Annotated in this window: 26 protein-coding genes; 14 read left to right on the top strand and 12 right to left on the bottom strand. The window is 73.6% G+C overall.

The features are described 5' to 3' along the window. Nucleotides 1-44: 44 nt before the first annotated feature. Together VQH23_RS09710 and VQH23_RS09715 are read right to left on the bottom strand one after the other, a co-directional pair. Nucleotides 45-2,021, bottom strand: coding sequence for a hypothetical protein (locus VQH23_RS09710; protein WP_338665438.1), 1,977 nt, complete (start codon nucleotides 2,019-2,021; stop codon nucleotides 45-47). 201 nt (nucleotides 2,022-2,222) lie between these two features. Next, nucleotides 2,223-3,179: a L,D-transpeptidase family protein gene (locus VQH23_RS09715; protein WP_338665439.1), complete on the bottom strand. Its 957-nt coding sequence runs from the start codon at nucleotides 3,177-3,179 to the stop codon at nucleotides 2,223-2,225. Between the two features lie 197 nt (nucleotides 3,180-3,376). On the opposite strand from VQH23_RS09715, the gene VQH23_RS09720 reads away from it, so the two are divergent. Together VQH23_RS09720 and VQH23_RS09725 are read left to right on the top strand one after the other, a co-directional pair. After that, on the top strand, nucleotides 3,377-3,697 hold the full coding sequence (locus VQH23_RS09720; protein ID WP_209374176.1) for an HU family DNA-binding protein: 321 nt from the start codon (nucleotides 3,377-3,379) through the stop codon (nucleotides 3,695-3,697). Nucleotides 3,698-3,816: 119 nt separating this feature from the next. After that, a complete protein-coding gene (locus tag VQH23_RS09725; protein WP_338665440.1) occupies nucleotides 3,817-4,416 on the top strand; it encodes a DUF2161 family putative PD-(D/E)XK-type phosphodiesterase in 600 nt (199 codons plus the stop codon). Nucleotides 4,417-4,446: 30 nt separating this feature from the next. On the opposite strand, the gene VQH23_RS09730 is transcribed toward VQH23_RS09725, so the two are convergent. After that, nucleotides 4,447-4,767, bottom strand: a complete 321-nt coding sequence (locus tag VQH23_RS09730; protein WP_338665441.1) for a TIGR02300 family protein — start codon at nucleotides 4,765-4,767, stop codon at nucleotides 4,447-4,449. 165 nt (nucleotides 4,768-4,932) lie between these two features. Here VQH23_RS09730 and aroA point away from each other — a divergent pair, with 165 nt between their 5' ends. The 8 genes from aroA to VQH23_RS09770 all read left to right on the top strand — a co-directional run bounded on the left by aroA (nucleotide 4,933) and on the right by VQH23_RS09770 (nucleotide 14,538). Then, entirely contained in the window at nucleotides 4,933-6,315 is a 1,383-nt protein-coding gene (aroA, locus tag VQH23_RS09735; RefSeq protein WP_408904313.1) for a 3-phosphoshikimate 1-carboxyvinyltransferase, read from the top strand. A 35-nt stretch (nucleotides 6,316-6,350) separates the two neighbouring features. Continuing rightward, nucleotides 6,351-6,986 (top strand): d(CMP) kinase, encoded by a 636-nt coding sequence (locus VQH23_RS09740; protein ID WP_338666082.1) that lies wholly within the window; start codon nucleotides 6,351-6,353, stop codon nucleotides 6,984-6,986. Nucleotides 6,987-7,144: 158 nt separating this feature from the next. Then, nucleotides 7,145-7,537 (top strand): DUF3592 domain-containing protein, encoded by a 393-nt coding sequence (locus tag VQH23_RS09745; protein ID WP_338665442.1) that lies wholly within the window; start codon nucleotides 7,145-7,147, stop codon nucleotides 7,535-7,537. A 123-nt stretch (nucleotides 7,538-7,660) separates the two neighbouring features. Next, nucleotides 7,661-10,000: an MMPL family transporter gene (locus VQH23_RS09750; RefSeq protein ID WP_338665443.1), complete on the top strand. Its 2,340-nt coding sequence runs from the start codon at nucleotides 7,661-7,663 to the stop codon at nucleotides 9,998-10,000. An 80-nt stretch (nucleotides 10,001-10,080) separates the two neighbouring features. Beyond that, on the top strand, nucleotides 10,081-10,695 hold the full coding sequence (locus VQH23_RS09755; protein WP_338665444.1) for a hypothetical protein: 615 nt from the start codon (nucleotides 10,081-10,083) through the stop codon (nucleotides 10,693-10,695). A gap of 548 nt (nucleotides 10,696-11,243) precedes the next feature. Further along, nucleotides 11,244-13,079: a translational GTPase TypA gene (gene typA / locus VQH23_RS09760; RefSeq protein WP_338665445.1), complete on the top strand. Its 1,836-nt coding sequence runs from the start codon at nucleotides 11,244-11,246 to the stop codon at nucleotides 13,077-13,079. Between the two features lie 107 nt (nucleotides 13,080-13,186). Next, entirely contained in the window at nucleotides 13,187-14,005 is an 819-nt protein-coding gene (locus VQH23_RS09765) for a lactate utilization protein (protein WP_338665446.1), read from the top strand. Next, a complete protein-coding gene (locus tag VQH23_RS09770) occupies nucleotides 14,005-14,538 on the top strand; it encodes a Smr/MutS family protein (protein ID WP_338665447.1) in 534 nt (177 codons plus the stop codon). The genes VQH23_RS09765 and VQH23_RS09770 overlap by 1 nt, the downstream gene beginning before the upstream one ends. A gap of 267 nt (nucleotides 14,539-14,805) precedes the next feature. Here VQH23_RS09770 and VQH23_RS09775 read toward each other — a convergent pair whose 3' ends face one another. Next, nucleotides 14,806-15,237, bottom strand: coding sequence for a hypothetical protein (locus VQH23_RS09775; protein ID WP_338665448.1), 432 nt, complete (start codon nucleotides 15,235-15,237; stop codon nucleotides 14,806-14,808). A 202-nt stretch (nucleotides 15,238-15,439) separates the two neighbouring features. On the opposite strand from VQH23_RS09775, the gene sppA reads away from it, so the two are divergent. Genes sppA through VQH23_RS09790 form a run of 3 tightly spaced genes read left to right on the top strand, consistent with a single transcriptional unit; the run spans nucleotide 15,440 to nucleotide 17,297 of the window. Next, nucleotides 15,440-16,504: a signal peptide peptidase SppA gene (gene sppA, locus VQH23_RS09780; protein WP_338665449.1), complete on the top strand. Its 1,065-nt coding sequence runs from the start codon at nucleotides 15,440-15,442 to the stop codon at nucleotides 16,502-16,504. A 45-nt stretch (nucleotides 16,505-16,549) separates the two neighbouring features. Then, the gene (gene ihfB, locus VQH23_RS09785; RefSeq protein WP_338665450.1) at nucleotides 16,550-16,918 is read left to right on the top strand and encodes an integration host factor subunit beta; all 369 of its coding nucleotides are present in this window, start codon (nucleotides 16,550-16,552) and stop codon (nucleotides 16,916-16,918) included. 19 nt (nucleotides 16,919-16,937) lie between these two features. Further along, on the top strand, nucleotides 16,938-17,297 hold the full coding sequence (locus tag VQH23_RS09790) for a lipopolysaccharide assembly protein LapA domain-containing protein (RefSeq protein WP_338665452.1): 360 nt from the start codon (nucleotides 16,938-16,940) through the stop codon (nucleotides 17,295-17,297). A gap of 5 nt (nucleotides 17,298-17,302) precedes the next feature. Here the strand turns inward: VQH23_RS09790 and VQH23_RS09795 are convergent, their stop codons facing one another. The 8 genes from VQH23_RS09795 to VQH23_RS09830 form a co-directional block, all read right to left on the bottom strand. Next, nucleotides 17,303-18,004, bottom strand: coding sequence for an ABC transporter ATP-binding protein (locus tag VQH23_RS09795; RefSeq protein ID WP_338665453.1), 702 nt, complete (start codon nucleotides 18,002-18,004; stop codon nucleotides 17,303-17,305). After that, a complete protein-coding gene (locus VQH23_RS09800; RefSeq protein WP_338665454.1) occupies nucleotides 18,004-18,765 on the bottom strand; it encodes an ABC transporter ATP-binding protein in 762 nt (253 codons plus the stop codon). The genes VQH23_RS09795 and VQH23_RS09800 overlap by 1 nt, the downstream gene beginning before the upstream one ends. Continuing rightward, nucleotides 18,758-19,816, bottom strand: coding sequence for a branched-chain amino acid ABC transporter permease (locus VQH23_RS09805; protein ID WP_338665455.1), 1,059 nt, complete (start codon nucleotides 19,814-19,816; stop codon nucleotides 18,758-18,760). The genes VQH23_RS09800 and VQH23_RS09805 overlap by 8 nt, the downstream gene beginning before the upstream one ends. Before the next feature lie 16 nt (nucleotides 19,817-19,832). Beyond that, on the bottom strand, nucleotides 19,833-20,747 hold the full coding sequence (locus tag VQH23_RS09810; RefSeq protein WP_338665456.1) for a branched-chain amino acid ABC transporter permease: 915 nt from the start codon (nucleotides 20,745-20,747) through the stop codon (nucleotides 19,833-19,835). Between the two features lie 42 nt (nucleotides 20,748-20,789). Beyond that, nucleotides 20,790-21,977, bottom strand: coding sequence for an ABC transporter substrate-binding protein (locus tag VQH23_RS09815; protein WP_338665457.1), 1,188 nt, complete (start codon nucleotides 21,975-21,977; stop codon nucleotides 20,790-20,792). A 384-nt stretch (nucleotides 21,978-22,361) separates the two neighbouring features. After that, nucleotides 22,362-23,297, bottom strand: a complete 936-nt coding sequence (locus VQH23_RS09820) for a PAS domain-containing protein (protein WP_338665458.1) — start codon at nucleotides 23,295-23,297, stop codon at nucleotides 22,362-22,364. 40 nt (nucleotides 23,298-23,337) lie between these two features. Then, a complete protein-coding gene (locus VQH23_RS09825) occupies nucleotides 23,338-23,658 on the bottom strand; it encodes a chaperone modulator CbpM (RefSeq protein ID WP_338665459.1) in 321 nt (106 codons plus the stop codon). Then, nucleotides 23,655-24,644: a DnaJ C-terminal domain-containing protein gene (locus VQH23_RS09830; protein ID WP_338665460.1), complete on the bottom strand. Its 990-nt coding sequence runs from the start codon at nucleotides 24,642-24,644 to the stop codon at nucleotides 23,655-23,657. The genes VQH23_RS09825 and VQH23_RS09830 overlap by 4 nt, the downstream gene beginning before the upstream one ends. A gap of 236 nt (nucleotides 24,645-24,880) precedes the next feature. Here VQH23_RS09830 and accD point away from each other — a divergent pair, with 236 nt between their 5' ends. Continuing rightward, entirely contained in the window at nucleotides 24,881-25,780 is a 900-nt protein-coding gene (gene accD, locus VQH23_RS09835; RefSeq protein WP_338665461.1) for an acetyl-CoA carboxylase, carboxyltransferase subunit beta, read from the top strand. Nucleotides 25,781-25,792: the final 12 nt, after the last annotated feature.

Consider the following 25,792-nt stretch of genomic DNA (forward strand, 5'->3'; position numbering starts at 1 on the left):
CCGGCAGCCGTCCTTCTGAGGGCGGCTTGCCCAGGCAGCCGTCCTCAGAAGGGGGGCTTGCCGATCGGGAACTCCTGCACCTTCGTCGCCCCGGCCTGCAGCGCGCCGTCCGCCCCCGTGGTGAAGGGCGTGTTGCCGCCGACGTAGCGCAGCTGGCCGTTCCAGTAGGCGTCCTTCATTAGTTGCCCCGCCGCGCGCCGCGCCGGGTCCTCGCTCACCAGCATCGCGTCGATCGTGCGCTGCAGGTAGCGCTCCGTGCCCTGGCGCACGGATTCCCCCGTCATCGTGGTGGCGGTGCCGAGGCGGGAGGTGTTGCCCTTCGCCTCGCCCACGATCACGTCCGGCCGCAGCGGGTCGGCGGTGGGGCGCACGTAGATTTTGTCCACGGTACCGCTGCCGGAGCCCGTGTAGGTGGGCGAGTAGTCCGGGTAGAGCTGCCGCACCGCGTCGTCCAGCCCGCGCTCCCCGATGCTCTCCGCCAGCCGGTTGATCGCCGGGCGGCTCTGCCACACGCCGATGACCTGCTCCGGCGTGGGCTGGGCGAAGGCGCCGAAATCGTCGCGGATGTCGCGCTGCTCCTGGTAGCGCCTGAGTTCCTCGTTGATGGCGGCCTGCGCCTCCGGCCCGTGCGGCACGGGCACGCCGCGATTTTCCACCACCAGCCCGGGGTCGCCGGCAATGTCCATGCCCTCGTCCACCGGCGGCAGGACCGGCACGGTCAGCGGCGGCAGGGCGGGGACCGGCGGGGCGATGCCGAGGCCGGGCAGGGGCGGCAGGGCGGGAGCGGGCGCCAAGCCGGGCAGGGGCGGCAGCACCGGCGCCGCGTCGGTCCCGGGCAGGGGCGCCACGGGGGCGGCGGGGACGAAGGCGGCGTCGTTCAGCTCGAAATTGCCGTCCGGCAGGGTGCGGCCCATCGCCGCCCCGGCCTCGTCCACCAGGGCGCCCTCGGGCGCCATGCGGAGCAGGCGGAGCGGGGCCGTCATCTCGCCCGCCTCGTTCTGGCTGAACAGGGCGATCGTCCCCTCGTCGCGGTTCGCGCGGTAGCCGATCTCCGGCCGCCCGGGCACGGTCCCCGTCACCGGCCCCGGCATGGCGCCGGTGGTGGAGCCGAAGAAGGCGCCGAGGGCGCCGCTCAGGGCGGGAACCCCGACCTGGCGCCCGATCCAGCCCGCCGCGCCGCCGAGGGTCGCGAAGGGATCCGGGATGGTGGGCGCGCCGGGGAGCACGGTGGTGCCAGGTGGCCCCGCCGGGGCCAGGGCGGCGCCGAAGGCCCCGAGCGCGCCGAGGCCGGCGGCAGAGGGCACGATCGTCCCGAAGGACATCCCGCCGAAGCCCGGGTTAAGGCCGGTGTTGAAGCCGTTGGCGGCGAAGGCGGGCAGGGGCCCGAAGGGCATTCCCCCGGCCGGGCCGGGCGGCACCGCTGCCACCGCGGGGGCGGGCAGGGGCAGCGGGGCGGCCTCGGCGACAGGGAGGGGCGGCGGCCCGGAGATCGGCGCCTCGGGAACCGGCGCCTCCGGTGCCAGGGGCACCTCACCCATGGGGAACGGCCCGGGGGCGGGGGCGGGGGGCGTGGCCAGGGCAGGGGGCGCGAAGGCCGACGGGGGCAGGATGAAGGGTCCGGGGGCCGGAGGCAGCTGGGGCAGGGGCGGCAGCGGGGGCGGCGGCGCGATGGGCGTGAACTGCGGGATCGGGGTGTTCACCGCCCGCTGCAACTCCGCGTTCCGGTCCGCCGCCTGCTGCAGCAGCCGCGAGTTCTCGGCCTGCAGGTGCATGAAGCGCTGGTTCGCCGCGGCGTTGTAGGCGGGCGAGCCCACGGGCGCGCCGGAGGAGGGCGAGGGCAGATCCGAGCCCGCCGTGACGCTGATCTCCGGCAGGGTGACCGAGAGGCTCCCCGCCGCGGTGTTCAGCGCGCTCCCGAAGTTGCTGCCGGGAGAACTCGGCCCCGCGGCGAGATTGTTGCTCGGCAGGTTCGGCCCCGCCGCGAAGAAGGTGTTGGACAGGTTGCCGATGCTGCCGGACATGCGCCGCGCCTCCAGGGGTCTCCGTCTGTCCCAAAGGCTGGAAAAGGTGCGGCCGGATTGGAACCCTGCCTCCCGCCCTCGTGACCTCGGCGGGCCCGATGTCAAAGTCCGGTCATCCCCGTGTCACAGGCGCCGCGCGGCGGCCCGGCCTGCCGGGAACGCCGTGCCGGGACAGTGGCCGGGGGCGCTCCGCCCGCCTCCCTAGAGCGGGTTGTCCTCCTGCGGCGGCGGCCGCGCCGTGGTCTCCGCCTCTTCCGGCGTCTGAAGGACGGGGCGCGACACGCGGCGATAGGGCGCGCGGCGGGTGCCGGGCTCGTCCAGCCCGTAGGGATCGGCGTAGGTCACCACCCGGCCGGCGCTGTCGGGCCAGGCCGAGAGGTAGGCCAGGGCGACCTGCACCTCCTGGGTGGGCGGCAGCTCGTAGGTGCGGCCGGTGTCCAGCGTCGCCTGGAGGGAGGTGGTGGTCCGGTCCAGCAGCCAGGCCGCGACCTCCCGGATTCGCTCCACCCGCACGCAGCCGTGGGAGAGGGCGCGGGAGGCGCGGGAGAAGGCCGCGGGGCTGTTGGTGCCGTGCAGGAAGATGCCGTCCGAATCCAGCAGGCCGATGCGGAGGACGCCCAGTGGGTTGGTGGGGCCGGGCGGCTGGACGAGCTTGCCGTTGATCCAGCGGAAGCCGGTGAGGCCGGCGGCCCGCACCTCCGGCACGATGCTGGCAGGCACGTACCAGGGCGGGTTGCAGCGCGCCGCGGTGACGAAGGTGGCGAGCTGGGGCGTGCGGGTCCTGTTGGCGCCGACGACGACGCGGGAGCGCATCACCTCCCGCCCGTTGTCGTAGGCGATCAGCTCCGCGGCAGGGATGTTGACGAGGATCAGCCGCCCGGCGGAGGGCTCGATCGCCAGGTCGTCCAGCCGCTCCAGCGTGCGGTCCAGGGCGATGCGGGCACGGACCCGGCCCGCCGGGACGGCGGCGCGGGCGCGGCGGAGGTGGCCGCGGATATCGGCGATGGCGGCGGCACCGCCGGCCGCGGCGCTGGCGGCGGCACCTGCCTGGGCGGCGGCCGGGCGGGCCATGGCACCCAGTGCGACAGGGGCGAGGGCGGCAGGGGCGAGAGCGGCGCCGAGGAGGCCTCGGGCAAGGGAGCGGCGGGTGCTGGGCATGAGCGGCCTGGAGGGGAGTCCATCCATCCTAGAACATTTTTCGTTCCGCGGCTTCCCCCAAACATCCGCTTTACATCGCCCGTGAGGGGGGCGGGCACCTTTTCATCCCCTGTGGGAAGGCCGTAAGAGCGCGGCCGTCAGCGGCCGCGGTATCCGGGCGTGGGACGGCAATGATTTCAAGCACGGAGACGACGCGCATGTCGAAGAGGTTCCTGACCGGTGTGATCCAGCAGTCCACCGAGATGACCGGGGTGGCGGCGGGGCGCCTGGCCGCGGACATCGTCGCGGCGATCAAGGCGGAGATCATCGAGAACGGCCGCTTCTCCCTGCCGGATTTCGGTTCCTTCTCGGTGCGCGAGACGCCCAAGCGCACGGCGCTGAACCCCCGCACCGGCGAGAAGGTCGCCGTGAAGGCCGGCGCGACGGTGAAGTTCAAGGCCAGCCCCTCCCTCAAGGAAGCGGCCTTCGCCGGCGCGAAGAAGGCAAAGCGCAAGGCCGCCAAGGCCACGAAGGCCTGAGGGACAGGGCCAAAGGCCTGAGGGAGAAGGCCCTGCCCCGGTCCCGCGCGCCGGAGACGTCGCTCTACGCGACGGTAAAGGCCTATCTGGAGGGGCTGGGCTACGAGGCGAAAGGCGAGGTGTGCGGCTGCGACGTGGTGGCCGTGCGCCGCGACGGCGGGCCGCCCACCCTCGTCATCGCCGAGATGAAGGGCGGCTTCACGCTGGAGCTTCTGCTGCAGGGCGTGGACCGGATGCCGGCGGCGGACGCGGTGTACCTTGCCGTCCGCGCCTCCCGCCGCGGGCGGGACCGGGACCGCCGGGCCTGGAAGCTGTGCCGCCTGCTCGGATTCGGGCTGCTGGCGGTGGACCCGGCGCGCGGCGCGGTGGAGGTGCTGGCGGAACCCACCCCCTACCGCCCGCGCCCGAACGCGGCGCGGCGGGAAGGGCTGCTGGGCGAGCATACGCGGCGGCGGGGTGATCCCAGCCCCGGCGGCAGCGTGCGGCGACCCGTCATGACGGCGTATCGCCAGGGGGCGCTGGCCCTGGCCGGGGCCCTGCGGGACGGGCCGAGGCGCCCGCGCGAGCTGGCCGGCCTGGCGCCGGGTGCCGCCCGCGTGCTGCTGCGGAACGTGTACGGCTGGTTCGAGCGGGTGGAGCGCGGGACCTACCGGCTGACCCCCGCCGGGGAAGCGGCCGTCGCGGCGGTGGTCGGGGCGGCGGAGGGCGGCCGTCCCTGAGGAGGGGAGGGGAAGACCCCTCCCGGCCCCTCAGCTCTCCTCGTCGTCGCTGCTCTCGACGCCGATGTCCTCGGCGATGTCCTCGTCCTCGTCGAGGTCCTCCGCATCCTCCGCCACGTCGGCGTCGGCGTCATCCACCTCGATCTCGTCGCCGTCCGTCCCCTCCGTGGCGGCGGCGCGCTTGCGCACCTTCTCCTCGGGCAGCGGGTTGGCGGCGCGGCGCGCGCGGGGCTGCTCCGCCGGCTGCTCCGTCCCGCACTTCGGGCAGACGGCGGGGGTCTTCGTCAGGTCGTAGAAGCGGGCACCGCAGGCGACGCAGGTCCGCTTGAGGCCGAGTTCGGCAAGGGCCATCAGGGAAGCCTCGGATGGGTCCGGGAGGGGGCCGCGGACCGGGGGGTTCGGAAGGGCGGCGCGCATTGCCATGGGGGCAGGGGCGTGTCAAACGCCCGCGTTCATTTCCGCCCCGATTCCTGCCCGCCCCGCCTTACCCGCCACGCCTTGTCCTGGGTGCCGCCGATGTCCCATCCCCCTGCGCCGACGGCGCCGATGCAGGCCTCGGCGCCCCCCGCGACAGGTCCGGGCGGGGGCGGGCTGCGCGGAACCGTCGCTGTGCCGGGCGACAAGTCCGTCTCCCACCGTGCCCTGATGTTCGGCGCGCTCGCCGTGGGCACCACGGAGATCACCGGCCTGCTGGAAGGGGAGGACGTGCTCCGCACCGCCGCCGCCATGCGCGCCCTGGGGGCGGAGGTGGAGCAGGCGGGCCCCGGCCACTGGCGCGTGGCCGGCCGCGGCGTGGGCGGGCTAGTGGAGCCGGCCGACGTGCTGGACATGGGCAATTCCGGCACCGCCGCGCGGCTGATCTGCGGGCTGCTGGCAGGCCACCCGGTCTTTGCGGTGCTGACGGGCGACGCCTCGCTCCGCAAGCGCCCGATGCGGCGGGTGACGGATCCGCTCTCCGCCTGCGGGGCGCGCTTCACGGGGCGGGAGGGCGGGCGCCTGCCGCTGGCGGTGGAGGGGGCGGCCGACCCCCTGCCGCTGGACTACGCCGTGCCCGTGCCCTCCGCCCAGGTGAAGTCCGCGGTGCTGCTCGCCGGCCTCTGCGCCCGCGGCACCACGCGGGTGGAGGAGCGGGAGGCGACCCGCGACCACACGGAGAACATGCTCCGCCACTTCGGCGCCGCCGTGCGGGTGGAGGCGGAGGGCAACCGCCGCGTGATCGAGCTGGACGGCCAGCCGGAGCTGCGCGCCGCGCCCGTGGTGGTGCCCGCCGACCCCTCCTCCGCCGCCTTCCCGCTGGTGGCGGCGCTGCTGGTGCCGGGATCCCGCGTGACGGTGGAGGGCGTGGGGCTGAACCCGCTGCGCACCGGCCTCTTCGACACGCTGCGCGAGATGGGCGCGGAGCTCGTCGTCTCGAACGCGCGGGTGGAGGGCGGGGAGCCCGTGGGCGACATCACCGCCGCCTTCTCCGAGCTGCGCGGGGTGGACGTGCCGGCCGCGCGCGCCCCTTCCATGATCGACGAGTACCCCGTCCTTGCCGTGGCCGCCGCCTTCGCGCGCGGCACCAGCCGCTTCCGGGGCCTGGGCGAGCTGCGAGTGAAGGAGAGCGACCGGCTGGCCGCCACCGTCGCGCTGCTGGCCGCCAACGGCGTGCGGTCCGAGGTGGAGGGCGACGACCTGATCATCGCTCGGGATGGTGCCCCGGCCCCCGGCGGCGGGGTGGTGGAGACGCATATGGACCACCGCATCGCCATGTCCGCCCTCGTCATGGGCCTCGCTTCCTCCCGCCCGGTGGCGGTGGACGACTCGGCCTTCATCGACACCTCCTTCCCCGGCTTCATCGGCCTGATGAACGGGCTGGCGGGCGGCGCCGCGATCACCGCCACCGGGAGGACGGCATGAGCGGGACGGCCCCGGGAGGCGCGCCGCCGGAGGCGATGACGGCGCCGGTGGTGATCGCGGTGGACGGCCCCGCCGCCGCCGGCAAGGGCACGCTGGCCCGGCGCCTGGCCGCCGAGCTGGGCCTGCCCTACCTCGACACCGGCCTGCTCTACCGCGCCGTCGCGCGCCGCGTGCTCCTCTCCGGCGGCCTGCCGACCGACCCGGCCGCGGCCGAGGCCGCCGCCGCCGCCCTGACGCCCGAGGACCTGCGGCGCCCCGACCTGCGCGCCCCGGACACGGACCAGGGCGCGAGCCAGGTGGCCGCCCAGCCCCCCGTCCGCGCCCTGCTGCTGGAGTTCCAGCGGGTCTTCGCCGCCCGCAACGGCGCGGTGATGGACGGGCGCGACATCGGCACCGTGGTCTGCCCCGATGCCCGCGTGAAGATCTTCGTCACCGCCTCTCCCGAGGCCCGGGCGGAGCGCCGCTGGCTGGAGCGCCGGGCCAAGGGCGAAGCCATCCCCCTGGAAGAGGTTGCGGCCGAGATGGCGGTGCGCGACGCCCGCGACGCCGCCCGCGACGTGGCGCCCATGCGCGCGGCAGAGGACGCGCTGGTGCTGGACACGACGGGGCTGGACGCGGATGCCGCCTACGAGGCCGCGCTGCGGCTGGTGCGGGCGCGGCTGGACGCCTGAGGGTGGCCGGGCGGAACCGGAGGGAAAGGGATCTCCTTTTTCTGGAATCCCCTCACGGATTGTCCGCCGAAATGGGGTGTTGCTTTCCCGGGGCGGCCTAGCCCCCTTGATCTCCGACGGTTTGAGGCCCTGCGCCGTGCGATGTAGCGTCGTGCGGTATGGAGAACCTGTGGCTGGCAGCGGCCATCCTCGGCGTCGCCGGGCTCGCGCTGCTCCGATTGCGCCAGATGCTGCGATGGGTTCGGTGCGAGGCGACGTTCCTCGGCATCGCGGAGCCGCGCCGTCAGGGTGGATCCTACACGGGGCAGCCCATGCCGATCCTTTTCCGGCTCCCGGACGGGACGGAGGTGCGTGCCGCTCTGCGCAACTACGGCCGGGGCAACCTGCCGCGGGTCGGCGCGCGGCTGCAGATTCGGCACCATCCCGACGATCCCGAGCGCGTGGAATGGGCCTCGGCCGTTCCTCTTCTCGCTCTCGTCCTTACCCTTCTGCTGGCCGTCCTGGTGGCGGTCCTGCGGCGATCGCTCCGCGAGGCGGGCTTTCTGGTCTAGGCCATCTCTCTCGGGAGAGATGATTGCTCGGCCTGGGGGAGGCGCGCCGTACCCGCCTGGAAGCGGACCCCTTGCCGGCCACCCGAATCGCCATTCCCCGCATTTTCGGGGACAAGGCGCCGCATGATTCGCCACGCCGCCGCCCGTCTGGTGCTCGCCCTCCTGGCGCTGGCCCTTCTCGGCCTGCTGCTGTTCCGCGTGATCGAGATCCGCACGGACATGGCGGACTTCCTGCCCCCCGCCGCGACGCCCGAGGCCGCCTTCCTGCTGGAGGAGCTGCGGGAGGGCGCGGCGACCACCCTGCTGCTGGCGGGGATTGAGGGCGCGGAGGAGGCGGAACTGGCGCGCATCTCCCGCGGCATGGGGGAGGCGATGAGGGCCACGGGCCGCTTCGCCTTCGTCGGCAACGGCACGGCGGACCTCACGGAGGGGGAGCAGGCCCTGCTGTTCCGCTACCGCTACCTGCTCGGCAACTCGGAAGGGCGCTTCGAGCCGCTGGCGCTGCGGCGGGGGCTGGAGGCGGTGCTGGACGGGCTGCGCTCCTCTCTCTCCGGCCTCTTCTCCCGGCTGGGCTTCGCCGATCCCACGGGGGTGTTCCTGGAGACGCTGAAGGGCTGGCTCGGCGGCTCCTCCGTGCAGGTCCGGCACGGGGCGTGGTTCGCGGGCGGGGAGGGACCTCCGCGCGCGCTGATGGTGGCGCGCAGCCGGGCCGCGGGCACGGATACGGAGGCCCAGGCGCAGGCGGCGGAGGCGGTGCGCGCGGCCTTCGCGGCGGCCGATCCGAAGGGCGCGCGGCTGCTGCTCTCCGGCCCCGGCGTCTTCGCCGCCGCCGCCGCCGCCTCCGTGCGGGCGGATGTGGAGCGGGTCTCGATCCTCTCGGGCGCGCTGCTGCTGGCCTTCCTCGTCTGGCGCTACCGCTCGCCCGTGATGATCCTCGCCATGGCGGTGCCGCTGCTGGCGGGCACGCTGGCGGGGGCGCTGGCGGTCGCGCTCGTCTTCGGGCGGGTGCAGGGGGCGGCGCTGGGCTTCGGGGTGACGATGCTGGGGGTCGCGGTGGACTACCCCATCCTCCTCCTCACCGGGCGGCGCCCGGGGGAGGCGTTGGGGGAGGCCGCGCGGCGGATCTGGCCGACCCTGCGGCTCGCGGCGGGCGCCGCGGCGCTTGGCCTGGTGGCAATGATGGCCTCCGGCTTCCCCGGCCTGGCGCAACTCGGGCTCTTCGGGGCGGCCGGGCTGCTGGCGGCGGTGGCGGTCACGCGCTGGGGCCTGCCCGCGCTGCTGCCGGGTGCGGCGCTCACCGCGCACCCCCTGCCGGGCTGGGCCGGGCGCGCCCTCGCGCGGCTCTCGGGCCGGCCCGTCCTGGCGGCAGGGGCGGTGGTGCTGGCGCTGGGCTGGATCGTGGGGGCCGGGGCGCCGCGCTGGGAGGACGACATCGCCCGCCTCAGCCCTGTGCCCGAGGCGGACCGCAACCTGGATACGGAGCTGCGCCGCCAGCTCGGCGCGCCGGATGTCCGCACCCTGCTGGCGCTGCGGGGCGGGGATGCGGAGGCGGTGCTCCGCGCCTCGGAGCGAGCGGCGGCCGCCCTGGCGCCGCTGGTGGCGGATGGGCGCCTGGCCGGGGCCGACCTGCCCAGCCGCTACCTTCCCAGCGGGGCCACCCAGGCGGCGCGCCGGGCGGGCCTGCCGGCGCGGGACGATCTCTCCGCCCGGCTGGCCGAGGCCGCCTCCGGCCTTCCCTTCCGCCTCCCGGCTTTCGTGCCCTTCCTGGACGGGGTGGAGGAGAGCCGCGGCCTGCCCTTGCTGACGCCCGAGGGGCTGGCCGAGGCGCCCCTGATCGCCACCCGCCTCTCGCCCCTGCTGTCGCGGCGCGGCGAGGAGTGGCGCGGTCTCGGCCTGCTGGCCGGGGTCGCGGACACGGCCGCCCTGCGCGCGGCGGTGGCGGGGCTGAACGATCCCGGCGTGCTGCTGGTGGACGTGAAGGCCGAGACGGAGGGCATGATCGCCGCCACCACGCGCGGCGCGCTGCTCTGGTGCGGCGTGGGCGCGCTGGCGGTGCTGGCGCTGCTCGGCGCCGGGCTGCGCGGGGTGGCGGCGGCGCTGTGGCACCTGGCCCCTATGGCCGGGGCGGTAACGATCGTGCTGGCCGTCCTCTCCGCCGCCGGGGAGCGGCTGACGCCCTTCCATCTCGCCGCGCTGCTGCTGATGGCCGGCGTCGGGCTGGACTACGCGCTGTTCCTCGCCCGGCGCGAGGCGGCGGAGGAGGCGGCGCGGAGCCGGGCCGCCGTGCTGAGCTGCGCGGTGGCCACGCTGCTCACCTTCGGGCTGCTGGCGCTTTGCGAGACGCCCGTGCTGCGCGGCATTGGCCTGACCGTTTCCGTCGGCGTGGCCGCCGCCTTCGGGCTGGCCCTCGCGCTCTCCCCGCGCCCGGGCGGCCGCGCGGAGGACCCGTTCGAGGGAGCGTGATCGGAAAGCGGAAGGGGACGCCTTCCCCGCGCCCCGGGCGCGGCCCCATAGCGGGGGCAACACCTGATAAGGAGAGCGCCATGATTCGCACCCCCGTCCTGCTTGCCGCGGCCCTGCTCGCCGCCCCCTCCCTGGTCCCCGCCCTGGCCCAGGCCCAGACCGCCCCGGCGGACCCGGCCGTGCGGGAGATGCGGCGGGAGCGCTCCAACCCCGGCGCCATCCCCTCCGTTCCCGCGCAGAACCGCAACGCCGCCCTGGCGGATGCCGGCGGCGTGGAGACCGCCCGCGGCCAGATGGCCGAGGCCCGCGCCCTTCTGATCCGCCGCCAGGCCGGCCGCGCCGTGGAGGCGCTGGAGCGGATGGAGACGCGGCTCCTGACCAACTCCGTGCTGGCGAGCGAGGCGGACCGGCCCCAGTCCAGCGCGGCGCTGAGCCAGATCACTGAGGCGCGGCGCCTGGCCGCGCAGGGCGATACCCGCTCCGCCCTGCAGGCCCTGGACCGTGCCGAGGCTGCCCTGCCCGCCTCCCCGACCGGCCCCGGCGCCCGCCCCTTGCCGGAGGACGTTCCGACCTCCGTGGATGCGCCCCGCCCGCCGGCCGAGGGCCGCCGCGGCACCCCGCGCCAGGGCCCGCGCCCGGCCGTGCCGCCGGCGGCGCCCTCCGGCGTGCCGGCGGAGACGATGCCGCGGGGGTAGGTCCAGGTCTTTCGGCTGCTGGTCTGTCCCGGGGAGAGGAAGAAGGAATTCTTCCTCTCCCCGGACCCCTCACCATCTTCTTCTTCTTCGAGTTGGTCTTACCCTGCTGCCGGTGCGCCTCGGGTCCATGACCCGAGGCGACTGCAAGGGCAGTATAACGCCGACCGCGCCGAGACCCCGTGTCAGGTCGGGGCGGCGGCAGCCAGATGGTGTCCCAAGGGCCTCAGGCCCTTGGCGGGCGTCCAGGGGGCGGAGCCCCTTGGGGCCGAGGACGCGTCTTCTCCAGGCCCGCTTCCCCCGCATGGGCGGGCGGCGCGGCATCATCGCCGGAAACCCTCGCAATCCGGTGTGCGGCGCGCTATCTGTGCGGCGCAACACGCCGAACCGCCGAAGAAAGGCCCCGCCGCCGATGCGCGCGGGGCCTTCCATATGGGTTGGATCTTCGGGCGGAGGCCGCCGGACCGCACGGGCCGGCGAAACGGCGCGATGGGCCCGGGAACCCGGCCACGGGGATTGGGCCCGCATCGCGCACAGAGGAATATCGCGCGGTGACGCAGAACATCCGCAACGTGGCGATCATCGCCCACGTCGACCATGGCAAGACCACGCTCGTCGACAATCTCCTGAAGCAGGCCGGCGCCTTCCGCGCGAACCAGCAGGTCGCCGAGCGGGCCATGGACCGCAACGACCTGGAGCGCGAGCGCGGCATCACCATCCTCGCCAAGTCCACCGCGGTGGACTGGAAGGGGACGAAGATCAACATCGTCGACACCCCTGGCCACGCCGATTTCGGCGGCGAGGTGGAGCGCATCCTGTCCATGGTGGACGGCGCCATCGTGCTCTGCGACGCGGCCGAGGGCCCGCTGCCGCAGACGAAGTTCGTGCTGACCAAGGCGCTGGCCCGCGGCCTGAAGCCGATTGTGGTCATCAACAAGGTGGACCGCCAGGACGCGCGCGCCGACGAGGTGCTGAACGAGGTGTTCGACCTCTTCGCCGCCTTGGGCGCGACGGACGAGCAGCTGGACTTCCACACCATGTTCGCCTCCGGCCGCCAGGGCTGGGCCGACATGTCGATGGACGGGCCGCGCAAGGACCTGTCCCCGATGTTCGACCTGATCCTGAGCCACGTGCCGGCCCCGAAGGTGGACGTGAACGCCCCCTTCGCCATGAACGCCTCCATCCTTGAGGCGGACAACTTTCTCGGCCGCATCCTGACGGGCCGCGTGGAGCAGGGCACGGCGCGGGTGAACATGCCCGTGCGCGTGCTGCGCCAGGACGGCACGGTGGTGGAGACGGGGCGGCTGACGAAGCTGATGACCTTCTCCGGCCTGGACCGCGTGCCGGTGGACGAGGTGCAGGCGGGCGACATCATCGCCATCGCCGGCCTGTCCGACGCGACGATCCCCGACACCATCGCCTCCCCTGAGGTGACGGAGCCGCTGCCGGCCATCCCGGTCGATCCGCCGACGCTCACCATGACCTTCCGCATCAACGACGGTCCGCTCGGCGGCCGCGAGGGCAAGAAGGTCACGTCGCGCCAGATCCGTGATCGCCTGTTCAAGGAGATCGAGGGCAACGTCGCCATCAAGGTGAAGGTGTCCGAGGAAGTGGACGCCTTCGAGGTGGCGGGCCGCGGCGAGCTGCAGCTCGGCGTGCTGATCGAGACGATGCGGCGCGAGGGCTTCGAGCTGACCATCGGGCGCCCCCGCGTGCTGACGCAGGTGAACCCGGAGACCGGCGAGAAGGAGGAGCCCTACGAGGAGGTTCTCGTCGACGTGGACGAGAGCTACTCCGGCGTGGTCGTCGAGAAGATGGCGCTGCGCAAGGGCATGATGCAGGACATGCGGCCCTCCGGCGGCGGCAAGGTGCGCCTGACCTTCGAGATCCCGTCGCGCGGCCTGATCGGCTACCACGGCGAGTTCATGACGGACACGCGCGGCACGGGCATGATGAACCGCCTGTTCATCGGCTACCGCCCCTGGGCCGGCTCCATCGAGGGGCGCGTCAAGGGCTCCCTGATCTCCAACTCGGACGGCGAGGCGGTGCAGTACGCGCTGTTCGCCCTGCAGGAGCGCGGCGCGCTCTTCGTCGATCCTGGCGTGAAGGTCTATGTCGGCCTCATCCTCGGCGAGCACTCGCGCGAGAACGACCTCGACGTGAACCCGATCAAGGAGAAGAAGCTCACCAACATCCGGGCCGCCGGCAAGGATGAGGCGCTTCTCCTGGTTCCGCCGCGCCGCATGTCGCTGGAGCAGGCGATCGCCTACATCGAGGACGACGAGCTGGTGGAGGTGACGCCGACCGCGGTGCGGCTCCGCAAGCGCTACCTCGACCCGAACGAGCGCAAGAAGCACGCCCGCCGCTCGGAGAGCGAGGCGGCGTGAGCCGAAGGGGCTGAATGGAAGGGGCCAGGGGAGCAATCCCCTGGCCCCTTCCTCTTTCCAGGCCCCGCATCGCGGGCCAGCCCGTGAAGACTGTGCTACAAGCGCGCATGGCCTCAGGTTCCGACGAATCCAGGGAAGCGATCCTCGGCGCCGTCCGGCGCGGGCTGCGCCGCGGTGCATTGCCGGGCGACCAGGCGGCGATGCTGGACGGGCGGCTGGCCACCCATCCCCGCCACCTCATCCCCGCCCGCGCCCGCATCGGCGGCCCGGAGCAGATCGCCCTCTTCGTGAAGAACGTGGAGAAAGAGTTCGGCACGGTGGAGCGGGTGGAGGATGCCGCTTCCGTCCCCGCCGCCGTGGCGGACTACCTGGCCGCGCAGAACCTCGAGCCGCGTTTCGTCCTCGCCCCGCACCCGGCGCTTGCGGCACTGCCCTGGGCGGACCGCCCCATGCTGGCCTTCGAGACGCGCCGCGCCCTGCCCAGCGACGCCGTTTCCGTCCAGCACGCCTGGGCCGGGGTGGCGGAGACGGGCACCCTCGTCTTCCCCTCCGGGCCCGAGCGCCCGACCACCCTCAACATCCTGCCGGAGACGGAGATCGCGATCCTCCGCGCCTCCGACATCCTCGGCGCCTATGAGGAGGCCTGGGACCGCCTGCGCGCCGAGCGCGGCGGTGCCGAGCCCAATCCGAACCCATCGGGCGGCTTCATGCCCCGCAACGTCATGCTCGTCACCGGCCCCTCCCGCTCCGCCGACATCGAGCAGACGCTGGAGCTCGGCGCCCACGGCCCGCGCCGCCTGCACGTCATCCTGATCGAGGACGCGCCCGCCGCCCGTACCGCCCTGTCCGAGGCCGCCGACCCCCGCCCGGCCGCCGCGCGCGAGCCGATCGCCCGCCCCGGCGAGATCGCCAACCCCGCCGACTGATGGCCAGACGTCCGCGCCCTGTCTCGCAGGCCGAGCGGGCCCTGTGGCACGCCTACCTCGCCCTGAACGGCGTCGCGGCGCTGCCCGGCCGCGACGCCCCGCCGCCCCCCGTGCCCGAGCCGCCTGCCCCGCCGCCCCAGCCCGCCGAAGCCCCGATCCCGCCGGCCCACCCGGCCGCCCCCGCCCGCGTGCCCGCCATCGCCGTCGGCCAGCCCGGCGCCGGCATGGACGACCGCCGCTGGCGCGACCTCCGCCGCGGCAAGATCCGCCCGGAGCGCACCCTGGACCTCCACGGCCGCCGCGCCGAGGAGGCCTACGGCGCCACCCTCTCCTTCATCCGGGATTCCCATGCGGACGGCGTGCGCTGCGTGGCGATCGTCACCGGCAAAGGCAGCGGGGAGGGCGGGATCCTCCGCCGCGAACTGCCCCACTGGCTCAACCTGCCCTCGCTGCGGCCGCTGATCCTGGGCGCGGCGCACCCGCACCGGGCCAATACGGGGGCGGTCCACCTGCTTCTCCGGCGGCGGCGCTGAAAGGCCGTGGAGAGGGCGCCGCCCTCTCCACACCTCACCCGCCAAGGGCCGGAGGCCCCTGGACCCCCGTCTGGCTGCTGCGGCGCCGTCCTGCGACGGGGCCCCGCGTGAGGGGCCTCTTCCTGCCCTTGCAGTCGCCTCGGGTCATCGACCCGAGGCGCACCGGCAGCCGGGTATTCCCAAAGCCTAGAAGAAGATGATGGTGAGGGGTTCGGGGAGAGGAAGAACTCCTTCTTCCTCTCCCCGGGACAGACTGGAGGCGAAGACCTACCGCTGCGCCCGCCGCTGCGCCGCGACAGCGGAGGGTGGCGTGCCCACGCGGGTCGCCTGGTCGTCCCGGGCGCCGGTGATGTTGCCGGCGCAGGTCCCGTTCTCGACCATCAGCCGGTAGCCGGAGGCGGTGGGCCCGCAGGCGCGGATCAGGTCGTCGCGGTGGGGGCCGCGGGCGTCGAAGACGTCGCGCACGAACTTGTCCACCTCGGTGTTCGCCTGGACCTTGTCCGCCGGCGCCTTGGGGGAGGCGGCGATGCAGGCCCGCCAGGCCGCCACCGCGTCGTCGCAGGTTGCATCCCCTGTGGAGGGCGGCGTGACGGCATTGGCGACGGCGCGGGAGCGCAGCTGGGTCTGCGCGGCGGCCGGTGCGGTCAGGGCCGGCACAGCGAGGAGGAGGGCCGGCACGGCAAGGAGCGCGAGGCGCATGGGCGTTGTCCCGTTGGAGTGGCCCGCACCCGGCGGCCGGGCCTTGAGAACCCCTTCTCTCTAACCCGGGCCGCGGTCCCGTGTCACGCGACGGGGCGCGGGTTTTGCGTCGCGCCCACCGCCGTGGTCCGGCTTCGTCTGGCGCGCTTCTTCTTGCGCGCTTCTTCTAGCGCGGCCCGCGCGGGCCGTGCATAGACGCGGCATGGCAACGCCCTCTCCCTGGCCCGCGCCCCAGCCCCCGGCCGCCGCGCCCCCGGTCTCCGCGGCCCCCTTGCCCGGGATCCAGGGCGGGCTGGAGGCCGACCTGCTGCTGGACCGCCGGCGCCTGAAGCGCAGCCGCGGGCTGTGGCGCCTTCTCGCCGTCCTGGCCGTGATCGGCGGGCTCGGGCTGGCCGCCGCGGCGCTGGACGAGGACGGGCCGTCGTCCCTCGCCGGCTTCGCCGCCGGCCCGCATGTTCTCCGCCTCACCGTGTCCGGCACCATCACGGATGACCGCCGGCTGGTGGAGGCGATCGAGCGGGCCGCGAAATCCGATTCGGTCCGCGGCATGATCCTGGCGGTGGACAGCCCCGGCGGCACCGTGGCGGGCGGGGAGGCCCTGCACGCCGCCCTGGCCCGCTTCCGCGCCGCCAAACCGCTGGTGGCCACCTTCGGCGGCACCGCCGCCTCGGCCGGCTACATGATCGCCATGCCCGCCGAGCGCATCTTCGCCAGGGAAGGCAGCGTGACCGGCTCCATCGGCGTGCTGCTGCAGTCCTTCGACGCGGAGGGCGCCATGCGCAGCCTCGGGCTGCGGGCGGAGGCCATCACCTCCGGCGCGCTGAAGGACCAGCCCAGCCCCTTCCGGCCGCTGACGGAGGAGGGCCGCGCCGCGCTGCGCGCCGTGGTGCAGGACCTCTACGACCAGTTCGTCCGCCGCGTGGCGGAGGGCCGCCGCATGCCGGAGGACCGGGTGCGGGCGCTGGCCGATGGCCGCATCATGACCGGCCGCCAGGCGCTCTCCGCCGGGCTGGTGGACGCCATCGGCGGGGAGAGGGAGGCCCGCGCCCACCTCGCCACGGCCCACAGCATCGCCGAGGACCTGCCGGTGCGCGACCTGCGCGCCCGCGACCTGCGGGAGCGCACCTTCGGCGCATCCATTGGCACGGCGCTGGGCGAGACCCTGGCCGCCGCTCTGCCGCCCATGGTGAAAACCCTGATTTCAGAAGGGCTTGGCGCGCCGCTGCACGTTGACGGCGCGGGGACGCTTTGGCAGCCTCCGCGTTGATCGGACCGGGATGCGCGCAGTGACATCATCGACGACCCCGTCGGCATGACGAAGTCGGAACTTATCGCGGCCCTGGCGGCGGCCAACCCCCATCTGCGCCAGCCGGACGTGGAGCTGATCGTGGCCACGATCTTCGAGGAGATCACCGCCGCGCTCTCCCGCGGGGACCGGGTGGAGTTGCGGGGCTTCGGTGCCTTCTCCGCCAAGAAGCGGGATGCCCGGACCGGCCGCAACCCCCGCACGGGCGAGTCCGTTGCGGTCTCCGGCAAGGCCGTTCCCTACTTCAAGCCCGGCAAGGAGCTGCGCGAGAGGGTCAATGGCGGCCCGCTGCAGAGCCCGCGCCAGACTGCCGCCTCCACCGCCGCCTCGAAGGCCCCCTCGGCCAAGGCCCCCTCGAAGGCCGCGGAAGGCTGACACCACAGGAGTTCCGCCGATGTGGCGCGCGTTGCTGTTCCTGCCCCTCCTCCTCGTCATCGTGCTGTTCGCCGTCTCAAACATGCAGCCCGTGCAGGTCGGCCTCTGGCCCTTCGACCTGACCTGGCAGACCCCGCTGGCGCTGGCGGTGCTGCTGATCGCGGCGCTCGCCTTCCTGCTCGGCGCCCTTGTCGCCTGGGCGGCCGCCGGTCCCTCCCGCCGCCGCGCCCGCGCCCGCATCCGCGCCGGAGAGGCCGCGCAGGCGGAGCTGAACGAGCTGCGCGCAAGGGAGGCCAAGCGGGTGGAGGCCGAGACCACCGCCCGCGACCAGGCGATGTATTCCGGCACGGGCTCCAGGGCCGTGCGCGTCATCGGGTAGGGCGGCTAGACCCCGATCCAGGCCTTCACCCGGGCGAAGTCGCGGTCCAGCTCCGCCCCGCTGCCCTCCCACACGGTGCGGCCCTTCTCCAGCACCGTGTGCCGATCCGCCAGCCGCCGCAGCGCCGCCAGGGTCTTGTCGATCAGCAGGATCGCCTGGCCCTCCGCCTTGAGCTCGGCCAGCGTCGTCCAGATCTCCGCCCGGATCACCGGCGCCAGCCCCTCCGTCGCCTCGTCCAGGATGAGCAGGTGCGGGTTGGTCATCAGCGCGCGGCCGATGGCCAGCATCTGCTGCTCCCCGCCCGAGAGAGTGCGGGCCGACTGCCCCGCGCGCTCCCGCAGGCGCGGGAACAGGGTGAAGACCCGCTCCAGCGTCCAGGGATGGCGCGCCTTCTCCCGATCTGCGGCGGTGGCGACGAGGTTCTCCCGCACCGTCAGCGTCGGGAAGACCTGTCGCCCTTCCGGCACCAGCCCGATGCCGCGCCGCGCCACGCCCTCCGGCGGCAGGCCGGAGACCACGGCGCCCCGGAACCTCACCCGCCCGCCGCGCGGCGGGTTCAGGCCCATGATGGCGCGCACCGTGGTCGTCTTGCCCATGCCGTTGCGGCCGAGCAGCGTCACTACCTCACCCTGGCCCACGCGCAGGTTCACGTCGAACAGCACCTCCGCGCTGCCATAGCCGGCGCGCAGCCCCTCCACCTCCAGCATCAGACCGCCTCCTCCTCGGAGAGGTAGGCCGCGCGCACCTGCGGATCCTGCCGAATCGCCTCTGGCGCGCCGCAGGCGATGCAGTGGCCGTAGACCAGCACGGAGAGGCGGTCGGCGAGGCTGAACACGGCGTCCATGTCGTGCTCCACCAGCAGCATGGGGATGCGGCCCTTCAAGCGGCGCAGCACCTCCGTCATCCGCAGGGATTCGCTGGCCCCCAGCCCCGCCATCGGCTCGTCCAGCAGCAGCATGCGCGGGCGGCTCGCCAGGGCCACGGCCAGCTCCAGCTGCTTGCGCTCCCCGTGGGAAAGATCGGCCACCGGCAGCGCCCAGCGCGCGCGGGAGAGCCCCACCTCCTCCAGCGCCGCCCGCGCCGGCTCCAGCAGCCGCGGATCGCGGGAGGCATCGCGCCAGAAGCGGAAGGAGTGCCCGGCCCGCGCCTGCACGGACAGCGCGACGTTGGATTCCGCCGTGTCGTCCTCCAGCAACTGCGTGATCTGGAAGGTGCGGGCCAGCCCGCGCGCCACCCGCGCCGGGGCGGAGAGGCGCGTGACCTCCTCCCCCATGAAGAGGATGCGGCCCTTGTCGGGCGTGATCTCGCCCATGATCTGGCCGATCGCGGTGGTCTTGCCCGCGCCGTTCGGCCCGATCAGCGCGTGCAGCTCGCCCGGCAGCACCTCCAGGCTCAGCTTGTCCGTCGCGGTCAGGCCGCCGAAGCGCTTGACCAGGTTCTGGACGGAGAGGACGGGCGGCTCAGCCATGTCGCGCGGTCTCCGGAAGCGCCTGGCTTGGTGTCAGTTCGCCCGCCGGCAGGGCCTGGGGCGGTTCCGCCTCCGGCGCGCGCCGCCCGGCCAGGCGCCGCACCACGCCCATCAGCCCGCCGCGCGCGAAGAGCACGACCAGCAGCAGGATCGGCCCCAGCACGAACTGCCAGTGCTCCGTCATGCCGGAGAGGCTGTACTCCAGCGTCACCAGCGCCGCGGCGCCGATCACCGGCCCCAGCAGCGTGCCCAGCCCGCCGAGAATCACCATGATCATCATCTCGCCGGACTTGGTCCAGGCCATCATGTCCGGCGAGACGAAGCGCAGGTAGTTCACCATCAGCGCCCCCGCCATCGCCGCGCCCATGCCGGCGATGACGAAAGCGACGAGCTTGTAGAAGTAGGTCCGCACGCCGAGCGCGGCCATCCGCCGCTCCCCCTGCCGCACGCCGGCCAGCACCCGCCCGAAGCGGGATCGCGCGATGCGGTCCATCAGGAACAGCCACGCGGCGAGCAGCCCGAGGCAGATCCAGAACAGCGTCGCCGCGTCCCGGAGGTTCAGCCCCAGCACCGGCGCCACGCGCCGGATCGCCAGCCCGTCATCGCCGCCATAGGCCTTCAGCGAGACGAAGAGGAAGAAGAGCATCTGCGCGAAGGCGAGGGTGATCATGATGAATTGCACCCCCGCCGTGCGGAGCGAGAGCGCGCCGATGATCGCCGCCCCCACGCCGCCGACGAGGATCGCGGCGGGCATCGTCACCAGCAGGCTGTTCGAGCCGGGGATGAGGCCCAGGAAAGGCTCCCCCGAGCTGTAATGCGCGTAGAGGATCCCCACCGCGTATCCGCCCAGCCCGAAATAGGCCGCGTGTCCAAAGGAGACGAGCCCGGCATGGCCGAGGATGAGGTTCAGCGAGGAGGCGGCGATCGCGTAGATCACGATGCGCGTGGCCAGCCCCACCGTGGCGGGGCTGTCCAGCATCGGCGCCAGCACGGGGATGAAGGCGGCCAGCACCAGCAGCGCCACCACCCAGGCCCGTTCGTCCCGGATCATCTTATGCATGGCCCCTTCAAGCATGAGCCGGAAACAGCCCGCGCGGCTTCACCAGAAGCACCAGCGCCATCAGCAGGTACACCCCCATCGAGGCGAGGCCCGCGCCCAGCGCGTCCGCCTCAGACCCTTCCATCACCTGCCGCAACAGCCCCGGCACGTAGGCCCGCAGCACCGTGTCCACCAGCCCGACCAGCACCGCCCCGAACAGCGCGCCCCGCACGGAGCCGATCCCGCCGATGACGACGACGACGAAGGTGAGGATCAGGATCTGCTCCCCCATCCCCACCTGCACGGAGAGGATCGGCCCCGTCATCACCCCCGCCAGCCCCGCCAGGAAGGCGCCCAGCCCGAAGACGAGCGTGTAGAGCAGCCGGACATCCACCCCGAGCGCCCGCACCATCTCCCGGTGCGTCGCGCCCGCGCGCACCAGCATCCCCACCCGCGTCCGCTGGATCAGGACATAGAGGCCGAGCGCCACCAGTAGCCCCACCGCGATGATCGCCAGGCGGTAAATCGGGTAGTCCACGCCCGGCAGCACGCGGACCGTGCCCCGCAGCGCCTCCGGCACGTTCACGAAAAGGGGTTGGCGGCCGAACAGCAGCACCATTCCCTCGTTGAAGAACAGGATCAGCCCGAAGGTGGCCAGCACCTGGTCCAGGTGGTCCCGTGCGTAGAGCCTTCGCAGCACGGCGTACTCCACCACCATCCCCACGGCCGCCGCCGCCGCCAGCCCCGCCAGCAGCGCGACGACCGCGGAACCGGTGGAGGAGGCCGCCACCGCCGCCGCGTAGGCACCGACCATGTAGAGGGAGCCGTGGGCGAGGTTGATCACGCCCATGATCCCGAAGACCAGCGTCAGCCCTGCCGCCAGCAGGAAGAGCGTGACGCCCAGCTGGACCCCGTTCAGCAACTGCTCCAGCAGAAGCGCCACGCCACTCTCCTAAGTCAGAACTTGCCGATCAGAACTTGCCGATCAGAACTTGCACTGGGCCGCGTAGACGTCGCCGTGGTCCGTCAGCACCCGATCCTTCGTCACCAGCGCCGGCTTGCCGGCGACGTTCTCCACCCGGATCGCCCACCAGTCCTGCACGGGGTGGTTGTTGGCGCCGAAGGAGAACTTGCCGCGCGTGCTCTCGAAGCTCGCCGGCTTCATCGCGCGGTAGAAGGTCTCCGTGTCGTCCACCTTGCCCCCCGTGCCCTTCAGCGCCGCGCCGATCGCCAGCGCCGTGTCGAAGCTCTGCTGCGCGTAGAAGGTCGGGATGCGGTTGTACTTCGCCTGGAAGGCCGCGACGAAGCGCTTGCTCGCCGGCACGTCGAGATCGCTGTTCCACTGGCTGGTGAGATTGATGCCCACCGCCGCATCGCCCACCGCCGAAAGCGTCGTCGCGTCCATGGAAGGGGAGGCGAGCGTCATCGGAATGTTGGCGAGAAGCCCGGCCTGCACGTACTGCCGCAGGAAGGTGATCCCCAGCCCGCCGGGGTGGAACTGGTACACGCCGTCCGGCGCCGCCGCGCGGATCTGCGCCATCTCCGCCGCGTAGTCCGTCTGGTCCAGCCGCGTGTAGACCTCGCCCGCGACCTGCCCCTTGTAGAGCCGCTTGAACCCCGTCAGCGCGTCGCGCCCGGCCTGGTAGTTCGGCGCCAGAATGAACATCTTCTTCTGGCCGAGATTGTTGGCCAGCTGCCCCGCGCTCTCGTGCAGGCTGTCGTTCTGCCAGGCCACGGACCAGAAGTTCTTGTGGCACTCCCGGCCCGCGAGGTTCGACGGCGAGGCGTTCGGCGAGACGTAGATCCCGCCTGCATCCAGCACGTCGCCCACCACGGCGCCGAGGATGTTGGAGAAGATGATCCCCGTCAGCAGCCGCACGCGCTCGTTCTTCATGAACCGCTCGGCCACCTGCTTGCCCTGGCCGGGGCGGAAGCCGTCATCCTCGACCAGCAGCTGGACCGGCGTGCCGCCGAGCTTCCCGCCCTCCATCTCCATCGCCAGCTGGAAGGCGTCGCGGATGTCCTGCCCGATATAGCCACCCGCGCCGGAGAGGGTGGTGATCATGCCGATCTTCAGCGGCGCACCCTGCGCCAGCGACGGCCGCGCGAGGGAGGAGGCGCCGAGCCCGAGGGCGGCGCCCGTGGCCAGCAGGCCGCGTCGGTTCAGGTTCATTGGAAGCCTCCGTGTCGTTTCGTTGAAGCCTAAAATACTTTCTCGCGGGCCGTCCACATTGGCGTGAGCGTCGGTCCGGCCATCTCTGGGCGCCTATGCAGGTTCCAGGCCGGACGTGGCGGGATGTCCCGGGGAGAGGAAGAAGGAATTCTTCCTCTCCCCCGTCCCCTCACCATCATCTTCTTTTGCAAGTTGGAAGCCCCGGGCTGACGGTGCGCCTCGGCTCCGCGAGCCGAGGCGACTGCAGGGGCAGGACACGCAGCGATCGTGGAGGACCGACCCTCCCGTCAGTTCCGCGGCAGCCCGAGAGAAAAAGATGAGGGGCCGGGGAGAATTCCTTCTCCCCGGTGGTGGGGCCCCGGGGGGGCGACGCCTCCCCCGACGTTACCCCTCGAACGGCACCGAGATGGTGCAGGCCAGCCCGTCCGCCCGCAGTTCCAGCCGTGTCTCGCCGCCGAGCGCGAAAGCCAGGGCCTCGTCCAGCACCTGCCGGGCGTAGCCGCTGCGCAGCGCGCCATCGTCCGGGGCAGGGACGCCGCTCTCCTGCCAGTCAAGGACGAGGCGGCCGGCCTCCGTGCGCCAGCGCACGGCCAGGCGGCCGGCGGGGGTGGCCAGGGCGCCGCGGCGGGCGGCATGGGCCGCCAACTCGTGCAGGGCCAGCGCGAGGGGGCCGGCGAGGCCGGGGCGCAGGGTGACGGGCGGGCCCTCGAGCACCGTGCGGTCCGGCCAGGGGGCCAGCTCGGCGCGGAGCAGGGAGCCCAGGTCGGCCTCGCGCTGCGCGCGGCCGAGGGCGGCGAGGCGGTTCTCCAGGGCCGGTTCCCTGGCCGGGGCGGGGTTGCGGGCGGCGATGCTGCGAAGGGTGGAGAGGATGGATTCCGTGCGCCGGCGCAGCTCCTCCGCGCCGGGGTGGTTGCGGCCCCCGGTGGTGACGTCGCGCTGGATGGAGAGCCAGTGCGTCACCTCGCCGCCCGCGCCCAGGATGGCGGTGACCACCCACTCGTTGAGGTATCGGGTCCCGTCCTTGCGGTAGTTGACGGTCGAGCCGATGAAGTGGCGCTCCGCCTCGAGGGAGCGGCGCAGGCGGTCCAGCTCCGCGCGGCTGGTCTCCGCCCCCTGAAGGAGGCGGGGGGAGCGGCCGATCAGCTCCGCGGCGGAGTAGCCCGTTACCGCCTCGGTATGGGCGTTGACGTAGCGGATCACCGGGCCGGGCCGGTCCAGCGGTGCCTCGGTGATGATGACGGCCAGGCCCGCCATGTCCAGCGCAGCGCCGAGGACCGCGGCGCTGAGCGCGCCGACGCTGCCCGATAGGTCGGGGCCCAATAGGTCTGGGCTCGACAGGTCTGGGCCCGAAAAGTCCTGCTCAGGCATGGGTGTTCCCGGGGTCGATGGCGGGGTTCGCCCCGTGCCGGCCGCGCTCCAGCGCCTCCGCCAGGATGCGCAGCTGGCGCCGGGTGCGGTGCAGGCGGTCCAGCAGGCCGAGGACGACGGGCATGGCGGAATCGCCCACCTCCATCTCCTCCTGCAACTCGAGGATGAGGCGGCAGCGGGCCAGGTCGATCTCCTCGAAGACCGGGCGCCCCTCCCTGTGGGCGGGCCGGACCCAGCCCTCGGCGATCCAGGCCTCCAGCCGGGCGGGGTCCAGCCCGGAAAGCTGCGCCACCACGCTCTCGAAGGCGATCATGCCTTCCTCCTCATCTCCTCGCGCGGGTCGAAGGGGGCCTCCGGCGTCCAGTCGCGCAGGAACTCCTCCAGCCGGGAATCGACGGGGCCGAGCACGAGGCGCAGGGTCACCAGCAGGTCGCCGGCGGGCTTCCCGCCGCCCTCGGCCACGCCGCGGCCGCGCAGCCGGAGCTGGGCGCCGGTATCGGAACGGGGCGGCACCGTCAGCATCACCTCTCCCCGCGGCGTCGGCACCGCCACCTTTCCGCCGAGCACCACCTCCCGCATTGTCACAGGTAAGTGCATCCGCAGATCCCGGCCCTCCCGCGTGAAGAAGGGGTGGGGGCGGATGGAGACCTCGATCAGCGCGTCCCCGGCCGCCCCGCCCTCCGCGCCCGGCGCGCCCTTGCCGCGCAGCCGCAGCACGCCGCCATCCTCCAGGCCCGGGGGGATGCGCACGTCCAGCGCCCCGCCATCGGGCAGGGTCAGGCGGGTGGTGGCGCCGTTCACCGCCTCCAGGAAATCCACGGAGAGCCGGTAGCTCGCGTCGCGCCCCCGGCGCGGGCCGGCGCGGAAACCCGCGTCGCCGCTCCGGAACATCCCGAGGATGCTCTCCAGGTCGTCCGGGTCGAGGTTGCCGCCGCCCATGCCCATACCTGCGAAGGGGTCGCCCCTCTCGGGGTTGCGCTCGGGCCCGCGGCCGGCGTAGCGGGCGCCCGCCGCCCCCTCCGCGTGGTCGCGGTAGTAGCCGCGCGGGGGCACCTCCTGCCCGGCGGCGTCGATCTCGCCGCGGTCGTAGCGGGCGCGGCGCGCAGGGTCCGAGAGGAGGTCGTGCGCGGCGTTGGCGGCCTTGAACCGCTCCTCCGCGGTGCGGTCGCCGGGGTTGAGGTCGGGGTGGTTCGCCTTGGCGACCTTGCGGAACGCCTTGCGGATCTCGTCCGGGCCGGCCGTGCGGCCGACGCCCAGGACCGTGTAGGGATCGGCGGTGCGGGAATCGTCCGGGGGCATGGCGGCAGCTTAACGCCGAAGCGGCGCGATCGGTCCATAACCGGTGCGGTGGCGGGGGCCGCGGTGGGAAACGCGGCCGGGCGCGGCCCCGGAGGCGACCCCGCAGGCGAACCCTGAGGCGGACCCCGAGGCGGCCGGCCTCTTGCGCCGCACACCCCGGCGCGACTACCTCCCCCCGCCGGTCCTCCCGCCCCACGATCCCGTGGCGAGGGGCGTCGGCCCGGATTGAGGCGGCGATGAACTGGATCTCCGACTGGGCGCTGCCCAAGATACAGACGCTCTTCGGCACCAAGCGCGACGTGCCGGAGAACCTCTGGATCAAGTGCCCGCATTGCGGGGAGATGGTCTTCCACCAGGACCTGGAGCGGGGCCTGCACGTCTGCCCGAAATGCGGGCACCACATGCGGATCTCCGCCGCGCGCCGCCTGGATTACACCTTCGACGCCGGCTGGCAGCGGATCGAGCTGCCCCGGGCGCCCGCCGATCCGCTGCGCTTCCGCGACAGCCGCCGCTACGGCGACCGCCTGCGCGAGGCCCAGCAGAAGGCCGGGATGGACGACGCCATCGCGGTGGCCCACGGCACGATCGAGGGCCGCCCGGCGGTCGCCGCGGCCTTCGAGTTCTCCTTCATGGGCGGCTCCATGGGCGCCGGGGTCGGCGAGGGGATCGTGACCGCCGCCCGGCTGGCCGTGCTGCAGGACGCGCCGCTGATCGTCTTCACCGCCTCCGGCGGGGCCCGGATGCAGGAGGGGGCCGTCTCCCTCATGCAGATGCCGCGCACCATCATCGCGACGCGGATGGTGAAGGAGGCGGGGCTGCCCTTCATCGTCGTGCTCTGCGATCCCACCACGGGCGGCGTGACGGCGAGCTTCGCCATGCTCGGCGACATCCAGATCGCCGAGCCCAACGCCCTGATCGGCTTCGCCGGCGCCCGCGTGATCGAGCAGACCGTGCGGGAGAAGCTGCCGGAGGGCTTCCAGCGGGCGGAGTACCTGCTGGAGCACGGGATCCTCGACATGGTCGTGCCCCGCGGGGCGATGAAGGCGACGCTGGCGCGCCTCATCGGCTTCCTGCGCCCGGCCGCCCCGGCCGAGGTGCCGCCTTCGGAGCCGGTGGTGCCCGCCCCGGCGGAGTAGGGCGCGATGACC

Origin of the sequence: Pararoseomonas sp. SCSIO 73927, assembly GCF_037040815.1 — a bacterium.
GTDB lineage: Bacteria > Pseudomonadota > Alphaproteobacteria > Acetobacterales > Acetobacteraceae > Roseomonas.